The 17,816-nt window shown below is 61.5% G+C and carries 18 protein-coding genes; 10 read left to right on the top strand and 8 right to left on the bottom strand.

Translation table 11 applies throughout. From position 1 onward, the window contains the following. Positions 1 to 6: 6 nt before the first annotated feature. Both ASC90_RS19775 and thrC read right to left on the bottom strand, forming a co-directional pair. On the bottom strand, positions 7 to 1,305 hold the full coding sequence (locus ASC90_RS19775; RefSeq protein WP_056544053.1) for a pitrilysin family protein: 1,299 nt from the start codon (positions 1,303 to 1,305) through the stop codon (positions 7 to 9). A 27-nt stretch (positions 1,306 to 1,332) separates the two neighbouring features. Continuing rightward, positions 1,333 to 2,733 (bottom strand): threonine synthase, encoded by a 1,401-nt coding sequence (gene thrC, locus ASC90_RS19770; protein ID WP_056544903.1) that lies wholly within the window; start codon positions 2,731 to 2,733, stop codon positions 1,333 to 1,335. 230 nt (positions 2,734 to 2,963) lie between these two features. Here thrC and ASC90_RS19765 point away from each other — a divergent pair, with 230 nt between their 5' ends. After that, positions 2,964 to 3,614, top strand: a complete 651-nt coding sequence (locus tag ASC90_RS19765; protein ID WP_200950932.1) for a hypothetical protein — start codon at positions 2,964 to 2,966, stop codon at positions 3,612 to 3,614. A gap of 98 nt (positions 3,615 to 3,712) precedes the next feature. On the opposite strand, the gene ASC90_RS19760 is transcribed toward ASC90_RS19765, so the two are convergent. Further along, positions 3,713 to 4,402, bottom strand: coding sequence for an HAD family hydrolase (locus ASC90_RS19760; protein WP_056544048.1), 690 nt, complete (start codon positions 4,400 to 4,402; stop codon positions 3,713 to 3,715). Between the two features lie 149 nt (positions 4,403 to 4,551). Between ASC90_RS19760 and ASC90_RS19755 the strand changes: the two genes are divergently transcribed. The 3 genes from ASC90_RS19755 (at position 4,552) to ASC90_RS19745 (ending at position 6,455) form a co-directional block, all read left to right on the top strand. Next, positions 4,552 to 5,223, top strand: coding sequence for a GntR family transcriptional regulator (locus ASC90_RS19755; RefSeq protein WP_056544044.1), 672 nt, complete (start codon positions 4,552 to 4,554; stop codon positions 5,221 to 5,223). 187 nt (positions 5,224 to 5,410) lie between these two features. Next, a complete protein-coding gene (locus ASC90_RS19750) occupies positions 5,411 to 5,989 on the top strand; it encodes a biotin transporter BioY (protein WP_056544041.1) in 579 nt (192 codons plus the stop codon). A 1-nt stretch (position 5,990) separates the two neighbouring features. Further along, positions 5,991 to 6,455 carry a DUF1284 domain-containing protein gene (locus ASC90_RS19745; protein ID WP_056544038.1) on the top strand — a complete coding sequence of 155 codons (465 nt, stop codon included), beginning with the start codon at positions 5,991 to 5,993 and terminating at the stop codon, positions 6,453 to 6,455. Here ASC90_RS19745 and ASC90_RS19740 read toward each other — a convergent pair. Continuing rightward, on the bottom strand, positions 6,388 to 7,116 hold the full coding sequence (locus ASC90_RS19740) for a helix-turn-helix transcriptional regulator (RefSeq protein ID WP_056544035.1): 729 nt from the start codon (positions 7,114 to 7,116) through the stop codon (positions 6,388 to 6,390). The genes ASC90_RS19745 and ASC90_RS19740 overlap by 68 nt on opposite strands. 72 nt (positions 7,117 to 7,188) lie before the next feature. Here ASC90_RS19740 and ASC90_RS19735 point away from each other — a divergent pair, with 72 nt between their 5' ends. The 3 genes from ASC90_RS19735 (at position 7,189) to ASC90_RS19725 (ending at position 9,142) form a co-directional block, all read left to right on the top strand. Next, the gene (locus tag ASC90_RS19735; protein WP_056544032.1) at positions 7,189 to 7,518 is read left to right on the top strand and encodes an NIPSNAP family protein; all 330 of its coding nucleotides are present in this window, start codon (positions 7,189 to 7,191) and stop codon (positions 7,516 to 7,518) included. Further along, positions 7,515 to 7,865: an antibiotic biosynthesis monooxygenase gene (locus ASC90_RS19730; protein WP_056544029.1), complete on the top strand. Its 351-nt coding sequence runs from the start codon at positions 7,515 to 7,517 to the stop codon at positions 7,863 to 7,865. Before ASC90_RS19735 ends, ASC90_RS19730 begins: the two co-directional genes overlap by 4 nt. A 146-nt stretch (positions 7,866 to 8,011) precedes the next feature. Beyond that, positions 8,012 to 9,142 carry a site-specific DNA-methyltransferase gene (locus ASC90_RS19725; protein ID WP_056544027.1) on the top strand — a complete coding sequence of 377 codons (1,131 nt, stop codon included), beginning with the start codon at positions 8,012 to 8,014 and terminating at the stop codon, positions 9,140 to 9,142. A gap of 177 nt (positions 9,143 to 9,319) precedes the next feature. Here ASC90_RS19725 and ASC90_RS19720 read toward each other — a convergent pair whose 3' ends face one another. The 4 genes from ASC90_RS19720 to mutY all read right to left on the bottom strand — a co-directional run bounded on the left by ASC90_RS19720 (position 9,320) and on the right by mutY (position 12,540). Next, a complete protein-coding gene (locus ASC90_RS19720) occupies positions 9,320 to 10,231 on the bottom strand; it encodes a hypothetical protein (RefSeq protein WP_082519996.1) in 912 nt (303 codons plus the stop codon). 237 nt (positions 10,232 to 10,468) lie between these two features. Further along, positions 10,469 to 10,834 carry a nuclear transport factor 2 family protein gene (locus ASC90_RS19715; protein WP_056544020.1) on the bottom strand — a complete coding sequence of 122 codons (366 nt, stop codon included), beginning with the start codon at positions 10,832 to 10,834 and terminating at the stop codon, positions 10,469 to 10,471. Between the two features lie 2 nt (positions 10,835 to 10,836). After that, positions 10,837 to 11,445 carry an HAD family phosphatase gene (locus ASC90_RS19710; protein WP_056544017.1) on the bottom strand — a complete coding sequence of 203 codons (609 nt, stop codon included), beginning with the start codon at positions 11,443 to 11,445 and terminating at the stop codon, positions 10,837 to 10,839. 3 nt (positions 11,446 to 11,448) lie between these two features. Further along, a complete protein-coding gene (gene mutY, locus ASC90_RS19705; RefSeq protein WP_200950931.1) occupies positions 11,449 to 12,540 on the bottom strand; it encodes an A/G-specific adenine glycosylase in 1,092 nt (363 codons plus the stop codon). A gap of 97 nt (positions 12,541 to 12,637) precedes the next feature. On the opposite strand from mutY, the gene ASC90_RS19700 reads away from it, so the two are divergent. From ASC90_RS19700 to ASC90_RS19690, 3 genes are all read left to right on the top strand, one after another. Then, positions 12,638 to 13,126: a DUF721 domain-containing protein gene (locus tag ASC90_RS19700; RefSeq protein WP_056544010.1), complete on the top strand. Its 489-nt coding sequence runs from the start codon at positions 12,638 to 12,640 to the stop codon at positions 13,124 to 13,126. A gap of 163 nt (positions 13,127 to 13,289) precedes the next feature. After that, entirely contained in the window at positions 13,290 to 13,982 is a 693-nt protein-coding gene (locus ASC90_RS19695) for a DsbA family protein (protein ID WP_056544004.1), read from the top strand. Between the two features lie 78 nt (positions 13,983 to 14,060). Then, positions 14,061 to 17,522 (top strand): chromosome segregation SMC family protein, encoded by a 3,462-nt coding sequence (locus ASC90_RS19690; protein WP_056544001.1) that lies wholly within the window; start codon positions 14,061 to 14,063, stop codon positions 17,520 to 17,522. Positions 17,523 to 17,816: the final 294 nt, after the last annotated feature.

Here is a 17,816-nt window from a genome sequence, read left to right as displayed (position 1 = left end):
GTCAGTTCAAAGGCTGGCCAGCTTTGTTTGCTGAGGGGGAGCCGAAAGCGATGCTGCGATGTCTTCCATCGGTGCCAGATGTTCGAGGGGGCCGATTGCGGAAAGCGTCGGCACGGTGTCGAAGAACAGACGACCGGCAAGATCGGTCAGCCGGTCGACGGTGATGCCTTCGAGCCGTTCCATCATCTCCGGATTGGAGATCGGGCGACCATAGAGCATCATCTGGCGCGCCACCTGGCCAGCGCGCGCCGCCGGGCTTTCCTGACCCATCAGCAGCTGCGCGCGGATCTGGGCTCTGGCGCGTTCGATTTCCTTCTGGTCGATCTTCGCTGCCGATTTGTGCAGTTCGTCGACGATCACCGGCACCAGTTCCGGCAGGTTCTCGCCGCCGGTCGCGGCATGGATGCCGAAGATCCCGGTATCGGAAAAGCCCCAGTGGAAGGCGTAGATGGAATAGCAGAGGCCGCGGACCTCGCGCACTTCCTGGAACAGGCGCGACGACATGCCTCCACCCAGGATATTGGCAAGGATCTGCGAACAGTAAAAATCGCGGGCGTGATAGGCCTTGCCCTCGAAGCCGAGCAGGATCTGCGCATCCATCAGGTCGCGCGTCTCGCGGATATTGCCACCGATATATTTCGCCGCCTCCATCACCGGCGTCGCGCTGGGAGCCGTGGGCAGTGATGCGAAACGTTCCTCGACCATGCGAACGAATTCATCGTGATCGACAGCACCTGTCGCGACCACGAACATGCGGTCGGTCGTATAGTTGCGGCCGAGATACCCGCGAATCTGATGCGGCGTGAAGGAAACAACCGTCTCCGGCGTGCCGAGAATGGCCCGGCCCAACGTCTGGTTGCTATAGGCGGTCTCGGAAAACTTGTCGAAAACGACGTCGTCGGGCGTGTCGTTGGCCGCGTTGATTTCCTGCAGGATGACCTGCTTCTCCCGCTCGAGTTCTTCTTCGTCGAAGGCCGATTCCGTCAGGATGTCAGCGAGAATATCGACAGCGAGGGGGACGTGATCCTTGAGGACACGGGCATAGTAGGAGGTCGTCTCGGTGGAGGTCGCGGCGTTCACTTCGCCGCCGACATCCTCGATCTCCTCAGCTATTTCCCGAGCACTGCGGCGCGCTGTACCCTTGAAGGCCATGTGCTCGAGCAGGTGCGCGATACCATGCTCATCTGCCGTCTCATTGCGCGAACCTGATTTGATCCAGACTCCGAGCGCTGCACTTTCGAGATGCGGCATGGTCTGTGTGACTACTGTCAGCCCGGACTTAAGCCGGGTGCACTCAACTGTCATTGGCTATCTTTCTGCGCCTGCCTTCTGTCAGGCCCGGGAATGCTTGCCGATAAAGGTTTCCACGGCTTCAAGCTCGGGCTTAATGATCTGAAAGCGCTCCTCCTTGTGCATCAATTCAGCAAGCCACGTCGGAAGCGCGGGGTCAATACCGGATGCGGATTTTACGGCTGCCGGGAATTTTGCCGGATGTGCGGTGGCAAGCATGACCATGGGTGTATTCGGCTTTTGGTACTTTTCTGCGACGAAAACGCCGATCGCCGAATGCGGGTCGAGCAGGTAGCCGGTGTCGGCCAAGGTCTTTCGGATCGTCTGCGCAACCTGTTTTTCGCTGGCGCGTCCTGCCCGCAAGTCTTTCTTGATGAAGGCAAGCGCTTTGGGTGCGATCTCGAAACCGTTCGATTGTTTCAGGCTGTCCATGGCCGCGCGAACCTTGCTGGCGTCGCGGTCGTAGGCCTCGAACAGCAGGCGTTCGAAGTTCGAGGAGATCTGGATGTCCATCGACGGAGACGTGGTTGCCTTCACGTCCTTCATCTCGTACCGACCGGTTGTCAGCGCCCGCGCGAGGATGTCGTTCTCGTTTGTGGCGGCCACCAGCTTGCCGATCGGCAAGCCCATACGCTTGGCGCAGTAGCCCGCGAAGATATCACCGAAGTTTCCGGTCGGAACGGTGAAGGAGATCTTCCGGTCCGGCCCGCCGAGCGCGATCGCTGTCGTGAAATAGTAGACGATCTGGGCCATGATACGCGCCCAGTTGATCGAGTTGACGCCGGAGAGCCTTACCTTGTCGCGGAAAGCCGCGTCGTTGAACATCGCTTTGACAAGATTCTGGCAGTCGTCGAAGTTACCCTCGACTGCCAATGCGTGAACGTTTGGCAAGGAGGACGTGGTCATCTGCCGCTGCTGCACTGGCGAGACCTTGCCCAGCGGAAACAGGATGAAGATGTCGGTGCGCTCTCGCCCCGCGAAGGCGTCGATTGCCGCGCCACCAGTGTCTCCCGAGGTCGCGCCGACGATGGTCGCGCGCTCGCCGCGCTTCTCCAGCGCATAGTCCATAAGCCGCGCCAGCAACTGCATCGCGACGTCCTTGAAGGCGAGCGTCGTGCCGTGGAACAACTCCATCACGAAGCTGTTCGGACCGGTCTGCACCAGCGGCGCGATCGCCGGATGGCGAAACGTACCATAGGCCTCATCGATCATCGCCCGGAAGGCGTCGTCAGGAACCTCGCCGTTGGTGAAGGGCGACAGGATGGTAAAGGCGATATCCTGGTAGCTCTTGCCGCGAAGCGCCCGAATCTCCTTTTTCGTGAAGTGCGGCCACTCGCGCGGGACGTAAAGCCCTCCGTCGCGCGCCAGACCCGTCAGCAACGCGTCGCAGAAGCCAAGGGCAGGCGCTTCGCCGCGGGTCGAGATATAATCCACTATCTTCATCCTTGGTGTGCCAGCCGGAGCGAAACCGGATTGGTGGGTGAGCCTGCGTTGCGATGGATCTTGCTTGCCGTGTTCGCCATTGCCGGCCGCGGTCCCGAAATGTGCATCAAAACAGTGCTTACCCAATCGATTTTTGTTTGCGCCGCTGATATAGACCATCGCAAACGGTCACGAAAGGCCCTGTTTTCAAACATCGGGCCTGCCAAAAAACTTGTGAAGAGGGTGGAATAATCGTGCTTGGCAAGGTCTCGCGTCTTATCGCTTCCGCATCGGTCGCCGCAATTCTGGTCGCCTGCAACTCGCTTGGCGTGGGTGGAGGGGATAGCAAGACATCGGTACCGACGCAGCCTGACGGCAAAGGACAGATCATGCCGCTTGCGCCTGCCAGCCCATCCTCCAACAATGCCTCCATCGGGACTGCGACGACGGCATCTGGCGCGACCGCGCCGGTCGTACAGGGCGCGTGCCCGCAGATATACATGAAGGACGCCGAGGCGATCTTCCGCAGCTACGCAGGCGGCGCCAAGACGGGCGATGCGGAGAAGCTTGCCTATCAGGCTTCGATCGGCGCCTACACGCGTCAGTGCACGCTGAACGAAACCAACCTGACGATGACCGTGGTGGCGCAATTGCGTGTTCTGGCTGGACCGACCGGAAAAACCGGCAAGGTAACGCTCCCCATCCGCATCACCGTGCTCGATGGTGAAGATGCGCTCTACTCGGAAGTAACGAATTTCCCGGCGGACGTGTCTTCGGACGTTGCAACGCAGGTGTTGTTCCGCAAGGACGGGATCAAGCTGCCGGTTGGATCCGGCGGTCTCGTGCGCGTCAACATCGGCTTCGATCAGGGCCTGCCGGCCAAGGGCAAGAAGAAGACGTAAGCTCCGTACGCCAACGCTGTCGCGCTTATCGGCAGCGACGCCGAACCGTCCCAGCTCCGTTTGAAGTGCTTCCCGCCGTGCTCTCGATCAGGCTCAGTTCAGAGAACGCCGGCCCATTCTGATAGTGCAGCGACGACGCCAGGCAGGTCGCTCATGCGCGAAATCACGGTTTCGGCGCCTGCTTCCGTCAGTCGGTCCGCATGCGCTGGGTAGGTATGCGATGCACCGGTGAAGCCGATGACGCGCATGCCGGCCGCCCGTGCGGCGTGGACGCCGTGAACGGAATCTTCAACGACGACGACTCGATCGGGCGAAACACCCATCTGCTTGGCGCCGTGCAGGAAAATGTCCGGCTTCGGCTTGACCCGGTCAGGCCCAAGGTCCTTCGCCGAGAAGATGTTGGGCGCAAACAGCGGCTTCAGGCCGACCTTGGTGAGCATCATGTCGAGGCGCGCCGTGCTGGAATTCGAGCAGATGCAGCGCTTCAGCGTCAGTCGCGACACGGCGGCTTCGATGCCGGCGATTGCCTGCACGTCTTGTTCCAGCCGCAGATCAAGCAATTTCTCGGACTTGTCGAGCAGGGACGCGGAAATCGGAATGCTCGCTTCGCGCTCGACCTGCAGCAGAATGTTCTGCCAGGTCATGCCGGCGAAGCGCTCGCCCATTTCCTCGATGCTGATCGGGTAACCGGCTTCCGTCAGAAGCTTGGATTCGACATCCGCAGCGATGATTTCGGAATCGACCAGAACGCCGTCGCAGTCGAAAATGATGAGGTCGAAACCGTTCATGTAGCTCAAGCCTTGTTTGGGAAAGTGCCGCTTTACACGATGCTTCGCCTGATCTCAACCGGCAGCGCGGCATGTCTGGCATGCGGAACTGGGGCGGCTAGGTCTGCTGCTGCCTCGACAAGCCACGGCCCGCCCTCTAATGGATTGATATGGCCAAGGAACCGGAAGACACAATCGCAAGCCGCATCAGCCGCGTGCTTGCCGACCGCATAGTTCGCGGTGAACTGTCGGCGGGCCTGCGCCTGCGTCAGGATCACATCGCCGAGGAGTTCGGAACCAGCCATGTGCCTGTACGTGAGGCCTTTCGCCGGCTGGAAGCACAGGGGCTCGCCATCAGCGAACCGCGTCGCGGCGTGCGTGTCGCCTCCTTCGATCTGAAGGAGGTGCGCGAGGTTGCCGAAATGCGCGCGGCGCTCGAGGTCCTGGCGCTGCGACACGCGGCCAATCACCTCACGCCAGCTATTCTTGATGCCGCCGAGGAAGCCGCCCGCGAAGGCGATGTCGCCGTCGACGTCCACGCATGGGAAGACGCCAACCGCCGCTTCCACAGGCTGATCCTTGCGCCCTGCGGCATGAACCGTTTGCTTGCCTCGATCGATGATCTGCATGCGGCAAGCGCTCGCTTTCTGTTTTCCGCATGGCGATCGGGCTGGGAAAAACGCACCGACCATGACCACCGCGCTATCTTGCTCGCTTTGCGTCAGGGCAGGGTGGAAGAGGCCGCTTCTATCCTAGAGCGGCATGTCCAATGGATCGGCCGTGCGCCGAAATCCGCCCAAAGGGGCACAAACGTCAGCGACGTCTTCGCAATCGTTGGCTGAATTAGAAATTATAGATAATTTTTATAGCGCGAAAAGTCGCATGAAAAGGCCATTTTGCTACATTTTATGGTCGTGTCGCGAGCGGCCCGGGCCTTTTCGGCGTTGGGAACGGCTTGCATAAGCGCGGAATCTCTTTCATAAAATAGATGGAATCAAAAATTATCTATAATTCATGAAGGAGAAATGCATGTCTGTCTTCGATCAGTCGCCCAAGCTCGTTTTCGACCCGTTGCGCCTTTCCGCGCGCTCGCTCGCCGTCAAGTCTGCCTTTGTGCTCGCCGGAACGCTGGTCCTCGCGCTCGCCTCGCAGATCTCGGTTCCGATGGTGCCGGTTCCGGTAACAATGCAGACATTTGCGGTGACAATGATCGGTGCGCTATACGGCTGGCGCCTCGGAGCGGTGACTGTCCTTGCCTGGCTTGCGGAGGCCGCGGTCGGGTTCCCGGTGCTGGCCAACGGCGCCGGTGGCCTTGCACCATTCGCCGGCCCCACGGCTGGCTATCTCGCCTCCTTCCCCGTGGTAGCCGCCCTTGCCGGCTGGCTGACCGAGCGTGGCTGGACGGGCGACAAGGTGATCCGCAGCTTCGGCGCGCATCTGGCCGCCAATGTGCTTTGCCTTGCGATCGGCGGTCTTTGGCTCGCCGGCCTGTTGGGCATGGAAAAGGCATGGTTGTTCGGTGTTGCGCCCTTCATTCTCGGTGCTGTGCTGAAATCGGCGCTGGCGGCTGCCGTACTCAAGGGTGTGCGCATCTACACCGGGCGCTGATGTGACTGTACGGCTTCGTGCCCACCATCTGCTCTGCATGCTGACCTTCGTCGGTGAAGGCTATACGCCGGCCTTCACCGCGAACTACAAGCGGATTGCCGAGCGGCTGTCCTTGGGGGAGGAGATCGAGATCGTCTCCGGCCCCGACGACATCTGCGCGCCGCTGTTGTCGGGCGCCGCCGCGCATTGTCACAATGCCAGTGTCGGGATCCGCGACGAGGCGGCTGCGGCAGCTGTCGGTCGCCTGGTGCAGGCCGATGTCAGAGAGGGCGTGCGCATTCTACCCGACACGATGCTGCTGCGAAGGCTGCGACGCAACTTCGCTCTCGGCACCATCCGCAATGCTTGCGGCGGTTGCGAATGGGGGGAGCTTTGCAGTCATGTTGCAGATGGCGGCTTCAAAGCTGCGCTGGTTGACCCTCGCGAGGTGTCAAGCCGCCCGCGAACTCCACAGGGAAAAGCATAAGAAACTGACGCTCGGCCTCCGGTGAGAAGATGACCGACCGGCTTTCTGCCGTGCGCCGCGCCCAGCCCTTGTCGAAGAAGTTCGAAAGCAGCGCCTTCCCGAGGCTTCCGGCGAGATGCGCCCGTCGTTCGCTCCAGTCGAGGCAGGAGCGGCAAAGCGGACGGCGCGATGATTTGAGATCGCCGATATCGATGCCGATGCATTTCAGTTCGCTCTCGCCCTTGTCGGTCAACGCCAACCCGTCGCCGATCACATCGATCGCGCCCTTGGCGACAAGGCTGTCCAGCATCCGCACGCCATAGTCGCCTGCGAGGTGATCATAGCAGATCCTCGCCTTGCGCAGCGCCGGCTCCTTCGGTCCCGGCCGATGACGCAGATGCCCACGTCCGGCGGCAAATCCCATGATGCTCTCGAGCAGCTTGCCGACGCCATCATCCGCCAGCGTGAAGTAACGATGTCGACCTTGCTTGCGCTGCGCGAGCAACTGCCCGGCCTCTAGTTTCGCGAGATGCGAGCTCGCCGTCTGCACGGTGATGCCACCGGCGGCCGCAAGCTCTGTCGCGGTTAGTGCCTTTCCGCCCATCAGTGCGGTCAGCATGTTGGCACGGGCGGGATCGCCGATGAGAGCCCCGATCTGGGCTATGTCCGGTCCTTCTTTCATACTTCGATGGTAACCGAAGCATTGTCGTCCGGCAACATGAGAAAACCTGTCTCACAGGACAAGGAGACAACGATGATAACCTGCTTCATTCGCTACGAGATCGACCCGTTCAAGAAGGACGAATTTTCCGAATATGCGCACAACTGGGGCCAGGCGATCCCGCGCAACGGCGCCGATCTCGTCGGCTATTTCGCCCCGCATGAAGGATCGGCGACAGCGGCCTACGGCGTCTACAACATCGAAAGCCTTGCCGCCTATGAAGCCTATCGCGTACGCCTTGCCGCCGACCCGCTTGGCAAGGAGAACTACCAATTCGCCAGGCGCGAACGCTTCATCCTCAAGGAAGACCGTATCTTCCTGAAGAATGTGTCCCTACCTCACGCAAGGCTGGTGCTGTCATGATCGCCGTCATCTTCGAAGTCCTGCCCTATATGGGCGAACGCCACAAATACCTCGATCTCGCCGGCGAATTGCGCGCCGAACTGGAAACGGTCGACGGGTTCATCTCAATAGAGCGTTTCGAAAGCCTCGCGACGCGTGGCAAGCTGCTGTCACTTTCGTTCTGGCGTGACGAGGACGCCGTCAGGGAATGGCGCAATCTCGAGGTACACCGCGCCGCCCAGGCAGCCGGCCGCAACGGCATTTTCGCGGATTATCGCTTGCGCATCGGTCACATCGTTCGAGACTACGGGATGAACGAGCGCGCCGAAGCGCCGGCCGACAGTCGCCGCATGCATGACGCGGTTTGAGGAGAGGCGAGCCGCTGCAATGGAGGAGGCGCGGGTGCGCCTCCGAACTATTTTCCCAAAATCGCTCGGCAATTCAGGCTTTGGTAACCAAACTGGGTAACCATAACAGCCAGTAAAAAGCGTAATGTGTATGAGCGAGTTTCAAGATGGCGTCAGTATTTCCGCTTGCCGATCTCAAGGCCTCCGCGAAGCCGGGTTCCTGGATCGACACGATCATCAAGGGTGATTGCGTTGCCGCCCTTGAAGCCCTGCCGACCCACTCCGTAGACGTCATTTTCGCCGACCCGCCATACAATCTGCAGCTCGGCGGCAACCTGCACCGTCCGGACCAGTCGCTGGTCGACGCCGTCGATGACGAGTGGGATCAGTTTGCTTCCTTCGAAGCCTATGATGCCTTCACCCGCGCCTGGCTTCTGGCCTGCCGCCGCGTATTGAAGCCGACCGGCACGCTCTGGGTCATCGGCTCCTATCACAACATTTTCCGCGTCGGTGCAACGCTGCAGGATCTGAACTTCTGGATCCTCAACGACATCGTCTGGCGCAAGACCAACCCTATGCCTAATTTCAAGGGCCGCCGCTTCCAGAACGCGCATGAGACGATGATCTGGGCGAGCCCGAATGCCAAGGCCAAGGGCTACACCTTCAACTACGACGCCATGAAGGCTGCCAACGATGATGTCCAGATGCGCTCCGACTGGCTGTTCCCGATCTGCAGCGGTGGCGAGCGCCTGAAGGGCGACGACGGCAAGAAGGTGCATCCGACGCAGAAGCCGGAAGCGTTGTTGGCGCGTGTCATCATGGCGTCCTCGAAGCCGGGCGATATCATCCTCGACCCGTTCTTCGGCTCCGGCACCACAGGTGCGGTTGCCAAGCGCCTCGGTCGCCACTTCGTCGGCATCGAGCGCGAGCAGGATTACATCGACGCGGCATCCGCCCGGATTGAAGCGGTGGAACCGCTCGGTAAGGCCGAACTCACCGTCATGACCGGCAAGAAGCAGGAAGTCCGCGTGGCTTTCAACGTGCTGGTGGAAAGCGGCCTCATCAAGCCCGGTCAGGTGCTGACCGATGCGCGCCGTCGCCACAGCGCGATCGTTCGCGCCGACGGCACGGTCGCGTCCGGTGGCGAGGCCGGTTCCATTCATCGTCTTGGCGCAAAGGTCCAGGGTCTTGATGCATGCAACGGATGGACATTCTGGCACTTCGACGACGGGCAATCCCTGCGCCCGATCGACGATCTGCGGTCTGTCATCCGCAGTGATCTGGCAAACGCGGGATGATGCTGAAGTCTGATCGAGACTGCCTTCTTCCGGTTTTTTGTACCTCCAGTTGCGGAAGAAGGTAGAAGGCGCCCGGGGATCAACAGCCCGGGCGTCTTCAATTGCAAGCCCCGCGACAATGCAATAGACGCCCGATTTCCGAGCGGCTATTGCTTCCTTTAAAACTTGGGGATGAGCTCAGCGCCCAAGCAGTGCCATTCGCTCCTCGTCCTCGTCACGCTGGCGACCACCGATCGCAGCCGCGACACTCGCAATGAAGGCGCCGACGAACAGTGACAGCGCACCCACCAGCGCCACGGCCGATGCTGCCTTGCGCGCCGTATCCGCGGCTTCCTGAGCGGCCAGCTTCGTGTCGTCGATCCGCTTGAGAACAGCATCGACGCGCGCCTTTGCGTCGGTGGCTGACAGGCCGGCGCGCGAGGCGACGACCTGCTCGACATAGGCCTGGTCATCGGCAGAAAGCTTCCCGTCCACAATACCGTTCATCAGCACGCGGGTAACCTGAGCGCTCACGGCTTCATCGCTCTGGTTGCCAGCTGTCGGAGCGGTATTGGCGGGGCGCAGCAGCGCGTCGGTGAAGTAGGCCGGAGCGAACCCGCTGTTGCTATCCCCGGCACTTGCGGCTGTTGCAGCACCCGCGGCGCCGACCGCGCCCACGGCCGTCGCCGTTGCCTGCGTGCCGGTGCTGACGATGGCGGACAGCGCCGAACCAAGAACGCTGGCGACGAGCACCGTTGCCAACGCCCAGGCCAGGAACCCGTGCGCGGTATCGCGGAAAAACACCTCGTATGTGTGAACGCCGACCCATTTTGTGCGCAAACGGCCGGTCAGATAGCCGCCAAGGCCCGCCGAAACCCATTGCACCACGATCAGCCAGATCGCCGCAGTGGCGCCAACGGCGGTAAGGGACGCGCTGTCATGCGACCAGGGCGATACCATTGTCAGGCCGAAACCGGAGCCGATCAGCAGGAAAATCAGGGAAATAGCCGTCGCCGTCAGCGTGCCTGCAATGATTGGACCCCAACTGACGGCCGACGACGATGATTCCAGTGGCGCATCCGCGGCCATCGCAGGGGAGGTAAACGACATCGCCACCCCCTAGTGCCAGAACAGCATGATAAGCAGGATCAGCGGAATCGGAATCCCGAGAAACCAAAGCAAGATACCTCTACCCATCGTAACCTCCCGTCAGCACGGCTGACATCATCGTTTTGCTCAAAACCGCGTCATGCGCGGCCTCCCACAAAACCGTCGAGGTCACTCATTGTTCCTGACGCGATGAGAAATTTGCCGTTCCTCATCGCCTCACGAGTGAGGTATCTGTGCCTAGAACGCCTGATAGTCCGTCACCGCGACATGGGTGACGCGACCGTCTTCGTTGAAGGTGATGGTCTCCTCGCCCTCGCGCACCAGCGGCTTGCCGGTCTTGCTGTGGGTGGCGCGGACCGACCACACGGCACGGCCGGTATTCGGGCTGACCCTCTCGACCAGCGTGTTGAAGGCCGTCTGATCGGGATAGTCGTCGAAGTATTTGCGGAAGGCGACCATGATTTCGGCGCGCCCCGACAGGCTGCCCACACCGTTCGACACATAGGTCGCGTCCTCGGCGAAATAATTCTCGATCATCTCGTAATCGAGCCTGTTGATGGCATCGTGAAACAGCGTGACTTCCTTGACCGGATCGAATGCCATGGTCAGACTCTCACGCCACGCGCGGCAAGATCGGCGCGCAACCTGTCTGCGCCGGTGAAGAGAACCGCATCCCAGCCGGCCGCCTTGGCGCCTTCCACATTGGGTGCCGTGTCGTCGATGAAGATCGTGGCTGCCGGGTTGAGGCCGAAGGTCTTGGCATGCGTTTCGTAGATCGCGATGTCCGGCTTGATAAGACGGACGTCGCCCGAGACAGTTACGCCGCGCGGCTTGGTCAGGAACGGGAAGCGGACCTGCGCCTCACGGAAGGTATCGGATGCGAAGTTGGTCAGCATCGTGACATCCCGGCCGTCGGCAATCAGGCTTTCCATGATGGCGACGCTGTCGTCGTAGGCGTGCGAGACCATTTCGTGCCAGTGCTTGCGAAAGGCGCGGATATGCTCCTCGCGATCCGGATGAGCCTCGATCAACAGGGCTTCGGCATCGGCCCAACTGCGGCCCCGATCCTGCTCGACATTCCAGTCGTGTGTGCAGACGTTGTCGAAAAACCACTTGCGCTCGGCCTCGTCGGGGATGAGGCGGCTGAACGGAAGATCGGGGTCGTAATGAATGAGAACTTTTCCGATGTCGAAAACGATATGATCAATAGGCATCTATCATTCCTTGGAGTGTTTGAACGCGAGCGGAATAGCCGCCGTGATCGCTTTTTTCATGACTGTCGGCAACGCCTGAGAGTCAAGATTTGTAACGGGTTCCCACCAACCGTTATCCGCTTGAATTGGCGAAGGGATTGCCACGCGATAGATCGATAGCCGAAGCTCGAAATGGGTAAAGACGTGGGTGATGGTCCCGCATGGTTCCCAACCCGCCGGAAACGGCGCTGCATCTGGCGAGGTTTCGCCGTCCAGCCGCGCCGTCCAGCCCGTCGTCGGCACTTCCGTCATGCCGCCGAGCAGGCCGCTTTCGATCCGTCGCCGCAACAGGATGGCTCCGTCGGCGGTAACCGCCACGAAGGCAGCGCCGTGCCGGACCGGTTTCGTTTTCCTGTCCGCCTTTACCGGAAAATGCTCGGGATCGTGCAGTCGCAAGGCGTCGCACGATCCGTTGAACGGACAGAGAGCGCAGGCCGGGCGCTTCGGCGTGCAGATCGTCGCACCGAGATCCATCATCGCCTGCGCGAAATCTCCCGGTCGGTCTGCTGGCGTGAGCAGCGCGACCTTCTGCTTCATCAGCGGCTTGGCCGCCGGGAGTGCCGTCGATATGGCATAAAGCCGGGATATCACCCGCTCGATATTGCCGTCCATGACAGCCGCCTGTCGGTTGAAGGCAATCGCTGCGACGGCCGCCGCGGTATAGTCACCAATGCCTGGAAGCGCCTTCAACGCCTCCTCGGTGTCCGGAAAGATGCCACCGTGGTCCCGCGTCACGGCCTCGGCGCATTTCTTAAGGTTGCGGGCGCGGGCGTAATATCCGAGCCCCGCCCAGGCCGCCATGACATCCTCGCTCGGCGCATCGGCAAGATCGCGAACCGTCGGCCAGCGCGCCAGGAAGTTGGTGAAGTACGGCTTCACCGCCGGCACGGTCGTCTGCTGCAACATCACCTCGGAAAGCCACACATGATAGGGCTCGGCCTTGATGCCTCGGGCCGCCATCGGTGGCGAAACGCGCCATGGCAGGTCACGGTGATGCCGATCGTACCAGTTTAGCAGGAGCCTTGCGGTGGGCGCGGTAAGGGTCGTCGAGGTCATCATTTGCCGTGCGGAGGGGAAGTGCCCTATACTTGGCGAAGCAATGTCTTCCGATCAAGGCAGCGACGCCCGATGGTGTCGACATCCGAAGGTTTCGATGAGTTATCCACGCAAAGATGTGAAGCAGATCTCCGAACTGGCCAACGGCCTGATCGATCCGGTGCTTGCCCGCCGCGCCGGCATCAATACGGCATTGCTCGGATCCTGGGACGAAATCGCCGGTGCTGACTTTGCCGATTGCACTCGACCGGAAAAGATTGCGTGGGCACGAGGCAATGACGACGGCAGCTTCCGCCCGGGCGTCCTGACGGTTGCCTGCGAGGGCGCGCGTGCCCTTTTCCTCACCCATGCTCAGGGGGAACTCATCCAGCGCATCAACAGCTTCTTCGGGTTTTCCGCTGTTCACCAGATCCGCATCGTTCAGAAACCGGTCTCGCAGGCAGCCAAGCGCTCCCGCACACCGCTGCCGCTGAAGGGCGAGGCAGCAAAAAGGCTGGAGGGCATGATGGAGGGTATCGAGGGTGACAAGTTGCGCGAGGCGGTGAAGCGTCTGGGCACGGCGGTGCTGGGCAAGCGCGGCCGCTGACACTACGGAAGTATTGGTGCCGGGCAATTCTGTCCGAGATTTAATCTGACCGTCCCACCAAGGTCACAATTCTTTGAAGAAAGTTGGCGAAGCGTGCCTTGTTCACAGCCGCGCGCCGTTATATCGCACTGTCAGCCGCCACTCTCAATTTACGGGGAACTTGATGCCGATTTCCGAAATGCAACTGACCAAACGCCAGCTTCTGGGCGGCGTTGCTGCCGCAACGGCGAGTTTGGCCGTTTTCAGCACCGCGAATGCGGCTGTCGAGATTCCAACGTCCGACGGCGACGTCGATATGGCCGCCGTGCTGAAGCCTGGCGCGTTGCCGGAAATGGCGCTCGGCAAGGCCGATGCACCGGTGACGATCGTCGAATACATGTCGATGACCTGCCCGCACTGCGCGCATTTCCACACGACGACGTTCGATGAGATCAAGAAGAAGTACGTCGACACCGGCAAGGTTCGTTTCATCATCCGCGAATTCCCCTTCGACCCGCGCGCTGCCGCAGCCTTTATGCTGGCCCGCTGCAGCCCGCAGAAGCCGGACGAATTGAGCACGCCGGAACAGTATTTTGCGATGGTCGGCATGCTCTTCAAGCAGCAGCAGACATGGGCTGCCGCCGATGACGGCCGCGCCGCACTGCTTCAGATGTCCAAACTCGCTGGATTTACTGAGGATAGCTTCACGAAGTGCTTGACGAACCAGAAGCTGCTGGATGAAGTGAACGCGACGCGGGAACGGGGTTCCAAGGACTTCGGCGTCAACGCCACGCCGACTTTCCTGATTAACGGGAAGCGCTACTCTGGAGACATGTCGGTTGACACCATGTCGGCCCTTATCGACAGCCTGCACTAGCCTGAACCGTTTTCGATCGACGGGCGACGGCGGAAGCCGTGCGCCCGTTTTTTCGTTTGTGCGCCGTGAGGCGACGGCATGAAGTTCAACAAGCTTCGCGTCGTCGGCTTCAAGTCCTTTGTCGAGCCCACCGAATTTATCATCGAACGCGGACTGACCGGCGTCGTCGGCCCCAATGGCTGCGGCAAGTCGAACCTTGTCGAGGCGCTCCGCTGGGTGATGGGCGAGAATTCCTACAAGAACATGCGCGCTTCCGGCATGGACGACGTGATCTTCTCGGGCTCGGGCAACCGCCCTGCGCGCAACACGGCGGAAGTCGCGCTCTATCTCGACAATGCAGAGCGCACGGCCCCCGCTGCCTTCAACGATAGTGACGAGATCCAGGTCACCCGCCGCATCGAGCGCGAGCAGGGCTCTGTCTACCGCATCAACGGCAAGGAAAGCCGCGCCAAGGATGTGCAACTCCTCTTTGCCGATGCATCCACAGGTGCCCGTTCGCCGTCGATGGTCGGGCAGGGGCGCATCGGCGAGCTGATCTCGGCCAAGCCGCAGGCCCGCCGCCAGCTGCTGGAAGAGGCGGCCGGTATCTCCGGCCTGCATTCTCGCCGCCACGAGGCCGAACTTCGGTTGCGCGCCGCCGAGAGCAATCTCGAGCGCCTCGATGATGTCACCACGCAGCTTGAAAGCCAGATCGAGAGCCTGAAGCGTCAGGCCCGGCAGGCAAGCCGCTTCAAGTCGCTTTCCGCCGATATCCGCGCCCGCGAGGCGATGCTGCTGCATATTCGCTGGGTGCAGGCGAAGGAGGCCGAAGGCGAGTCTGACAGCGCACTCAACCAAGCCACCATGATTGTCGCCGAAAAGGCGCAGATGCAGATGGAAGCGGCAAAGGCGCAGGGCATTGCCAGCCTCAAGCTTCCAGAATTGCGCGAGGGCGAAGCACGCGCTGCCGCCGCGCTGCAACGTCTGCAGATCGCCAAGACGCAGCTGGAGGAGGACGCAAGCCGCACCCTGCGTCGTCGTGACGAGTTGACCCGTAGGCTGGTGCAGCTGGCCGAGGACATCACGCGCGAAGAGCGTCTCGTCGCCGACAATGCGGAGATTTTGGCGCGGCTCGATGCCGAGGAAGCAGAGATCAACGAGATTCTTGCCGATTCCGGCCGGCATGCCGAGGAGACCCGCGAGGCTTTCGAGGAAGCAGCCGCCAAGCTTGCCGACAGCGAACGCATCTTCGCAGGGTTGACCGCGGATCGTGCCGAAGCGGCCGCCGGGCGCAACCAGCTGGAACGCGCTATCCGCGATCTCTCCGACCGCAAAATGCGCCTCGAGCGTCAGATGGACGAAGCGAACCGTGAGCTTTCTGCGGTTGGCGAGCGTATCGCCACCTTGCCGGATCCGGATGAGAAGCGTTCGGTCGTCGAGGCAGGCGAGATCGCCGTTGCTGAGTCCGAGGCTGCAATCCAGGCGGTCGAGCATGCGCTGGCAACCGCCCGCCAAACCGAGGCGATGTCGCGGACGCCCGTGGATCAGGCGCGATCGAAGCTGAACGCGATCGAGACCGAATCGCGCACCATTTCCCGCATGCTGGCCGCCGGCGCCGCTGCCGGCGAATTTGCCCCCGTTGCCGACGATCTGCGTGTCGATCGAGGCTTCGAGACAGCGCTGGGCGCCGCCCTTGGCGACGATCTGGAATCGCCGCTCGATCCGCAGGCGCCGGCGCATTGGTCCGACAACGGAGACGGAGCAGCCGATCCCGCACTGCCCTCTGGTGCAACACCACTGCTGGACCATGTCCGTGCGCCAGCTGCCTTGATACGTCGTCTGAGGCAGATAGGCCTTGCGACGGATACCGAGGCGTTGCGGCTCATGCCCGCGCTGAGGCCTGGCCAGCGTCTGGTGACCAAGGGTGGGGCAGTCTACCGCTGGGATGGCCATGTGACGGGAGCGGATGCGCCGAGCGCTGCCGCCCTGCGACTTGCGCAGAAGAACCGCCTTTCCGAGCTGGAAAACGAAGCTTCTCTTGCGCGGGACGTTCTGGCAGAAGCCGAGGAGCGCCTTGCCATGTCAGCCGAGGCAATTGTCGGTGAGGAGCGGCGCCTTGCAGACGCGCGCGATATCAGCCGCATGGCGGCACGCCAGCTTGCCGATGCGCGAGACGCGCTCGCCGTGGCGGAACGCGCTTCGGGCGACCTCATTCGCCGCCGGGATGTCGTTGCCGAGGCGGTCAGCCAGCTGCAAGCCCAGCTCGAGGACATTTCCGTTCAGGACGAGAATGCGCGTGTCGAGCTCGAAGACGCGCCCGATCTCACCGCAATCGATGAACGGTTGCGGCTGCAGCAGGTGGACGTCGCGACTGACCGCGGTTCTCTTGCAGAGGCGCGCGCCCTTCATGAGAGCCTCAACCGTGAAAACGACGCGCGCCAGCGCCGCATCGTCGCCATCGGCCAGGAGCGCGAGACCTGGCGTCACCGTGCTGCAAGCGCAGAGCAACATATCGCCACGCTCCGCGACCGCGAGGAGGAGGCCCGAGAGGAAGCCGCCGATCTGGAAATGGCACCGGATGAGTTCGATGACAAGCGCCGCGCGCTGCTGAGCGAATTGCAGAAGGCGGAAGAAGCGCGCCGTCGGGCCGCCGATGTGCTCACCGAAGCCGAGATCGTCCAGCGCGATGCCGACCACAAGGCCGCCACAGCGCTCTCCGAACTCGCCGAAAGCCGTGAACGCCGTGGCCGCGCCGAGGAGCGCCTCGTCTCGGCTCGGGAAAAACGACAGGAGGGCGAGGCACGTATCCGCGAGGTGCTGAACGTCGCGCCGCATGAGGCCTTGCGCCTTGCCGGGATGGAAGCGATGCGGTCCGTTCCGGATCTGCACGAGGTGGAGCGCGAACTCGAGCGACTGAAGATAGAGCGAGAGCGGCTCGGCGCCGTCAACCTGCGTGCCGAGGAAGAGCAGAAGGAACTGAGTGAAAAGCTCGAGGCGCTGATCAAGGAGCGCGACGACGTTATCGACGCCATTCGCAAGCTGCGCGGCGCGATCCAGAGCCTCAATCGCGAGGGCCGCGAGCGCCTGATCGCCGCCTTCGATGTGGTCAACGCTCAGTTCCAGCGACTGTTCACCCATCTCTTTGGGGGCGGCACTGCCGAGCTGCAGCTGATCGAATCGGATGATCCGCTCGAAGCCGGCCTTGAAATCCTCGCCCGCCCTCCAGGCAAGAAGCCGCAGACGATGACGTTGCTTTCGGGCGGCGAGCAGGCGCTGACCGCGATGGCGCTGATATTTGCCGTGTTCCTTACAAATCCGGCTCCAATCTGTGTGCTCGACGAAGTGGACGCCCCCCTCGATGACCATAACGTCGAGCGCTACTGCAACCTAATGGACGAAATGGCGGCCTCGACCGACACGCGCTTCGTCATCATCACTCACAATCCGATCACCATGGCTCGCATGAACCGGCTGTTCGGCGTGACCATGGCGGAGCAGGGCGTTTCCCAACTCGTGTCGGTCGATCTTCAGGCGGCTGAACAGTTGCGCGAGATCGCCTGAGCAGGCAGCTGATAAAAACCCAAAAAAAGTCAGCCAGAATCGGACCGATCACGTAATCGCGAGATGTTTTCGTACCAATCTTGTATTAGGGATTGCTGCATGCACTGATTGTTGCCCGGAAAGGCTATCAGGCGTAAAGTTTCGATACCTGCGGCGCGGCGAAGGCTCTCGCCGCCACGGAACCCCCCGTTCGGTTTTCCTGGCCGGACGGACATAAGGCTTTGCGGGACTTTGTTGCAGTCCCGCAAAGCTTTACCTCCCCAAATTAATCGTTTCGCCGGTGCCACATATTGT

It is taken from the genome of Rhizobium sp. Root1220, from assembly GCF_001426265.1.
In the GTDB taxonomy this organism is placed as follows: Bacteria; Pseudomonadota; Alphaproteobacteria; order Rhizobiales; family Rhizobiaceae; genus Rhizobium.
This window is presented reverse-complemented; position numbering and strand designations above follow the sequence as displayed.

Excerpts from the sequence above, each read along its gene's own strand:
- ASC90_RS19775 (WP_056544053.1), bottom strand. The coding sequence starts at position 1,305 with ATGACAGTTGAGTGCACCCGGCTTAAGTCCGGGCTGACAGTAGTCACA.
- ASC90_RS19695 (WP_056544004.1), top strand. The coding sequence starts at position 13,290 with ATGCCGATTTCCGAAATGCAACTGACCAAACGCCAGCTTCTGGGCGGC.
- ASC90_RS19740 (WP_056544035.1), bottom strand. The coding sequence starts at position 7,116 with ATGAAAGAAGGACCGGACATAGCCCAGATCGGGGCTCTCATCGGCGAT.
- ASC90_RS19725 (WP_056544027.1), top strand. The coding sequence starts at position 8,012 with ATGGCGTCAGTATTTCCGCTTGCCGATCTCAAGGCCTCCGCGAAGCCG.
- mutY (WP_200950931.1), bottom strand. The coding sequence starts at position 12,540 with ATGACCTCGACGACCCTTACCGCGCCCACCGCAAGGCTCCTGCTAAAC.
- thrC (WP_056544903.1), bottom strand. The coding sequence starts at position 2,733 with ATGAAGATAGTGGATTATATCTCGACCCGCGGCGAAGCGCCTGCCCTT.
- ASC90_RS19735 (WP_056544032.1), top strand. The coding sequence starts at position 7,189 with ATGATAACCTGCTTCATTCGCTACGAGATCGACCCGTTCAAGAAGGAC.
- ASC90_RS19690 (WP_056544001.1), top strand. The coding sequence starts at position 14,061 with ATGAAGTTCAACAAGCTTCGCGTCGTCGGCTTCAAGTCCTTTGTCGAG.
- ASC90_RS19750 (WP_056544041.1), top strand. The coding sequence starts at position 5,411 with ATGTCTGTCTTCGATCAGTCGCCCAAGCTCGTTTTCGACCCGTTGCGC.
- ASC90_RS19700 (WP_056544010.1), top strand. The coding sequence starts at position 12,638 with ATGAGTTATCCACGCAAAGATGTGAAGCAGATCTCCGAACTGGCCAAC.
- ASC90_RS19720 (WP_082519996.1), bottom strand. The coding sequence starts at position 10,231 with ATGTCGTTTACCTCCCCTGCGATGGCCGCGGATGCGCCACTGGAATCA.
- ASC90_RS19760 (WP_056544048.1), bottom strand. The coding sequence starts at position 4,402 with ATGAACGGTTTCGACCTCATCATTTTCGACTGCGACGGCGTTCTGGTC.
- ASC90_RS19710 (WP_056544017.1), bottom strand. The coding sequence starts at position 11,445 with ATGCCTATTGATCATATCGTTTTCGACATCGGAAAAGTTCTCATTCAT.
- ASC90_RS19715 (WP_056544020.1), bottom strand. The coding sequence starts at position 10,834 with ATGGCATTCGATCCGGTCAAGGAAGTCACGCTGTTTCACGATGCCATC.
- ASC90_RS19755 (WP_056544044.1), top strand. The coding sequence starts at position 4,552 with ATGGCCAAGGAACCGGAAGACACAATCGCAAGCCGCATCAGCCGCGTG.
- ASC90_RS19730 (WP_056544029.1), top strand. The coding sequence starts at position 7,515 with ATGATCGCCGTCATCTTCGAAGTCCTGCCCTATATGGGCGAACGCCAC.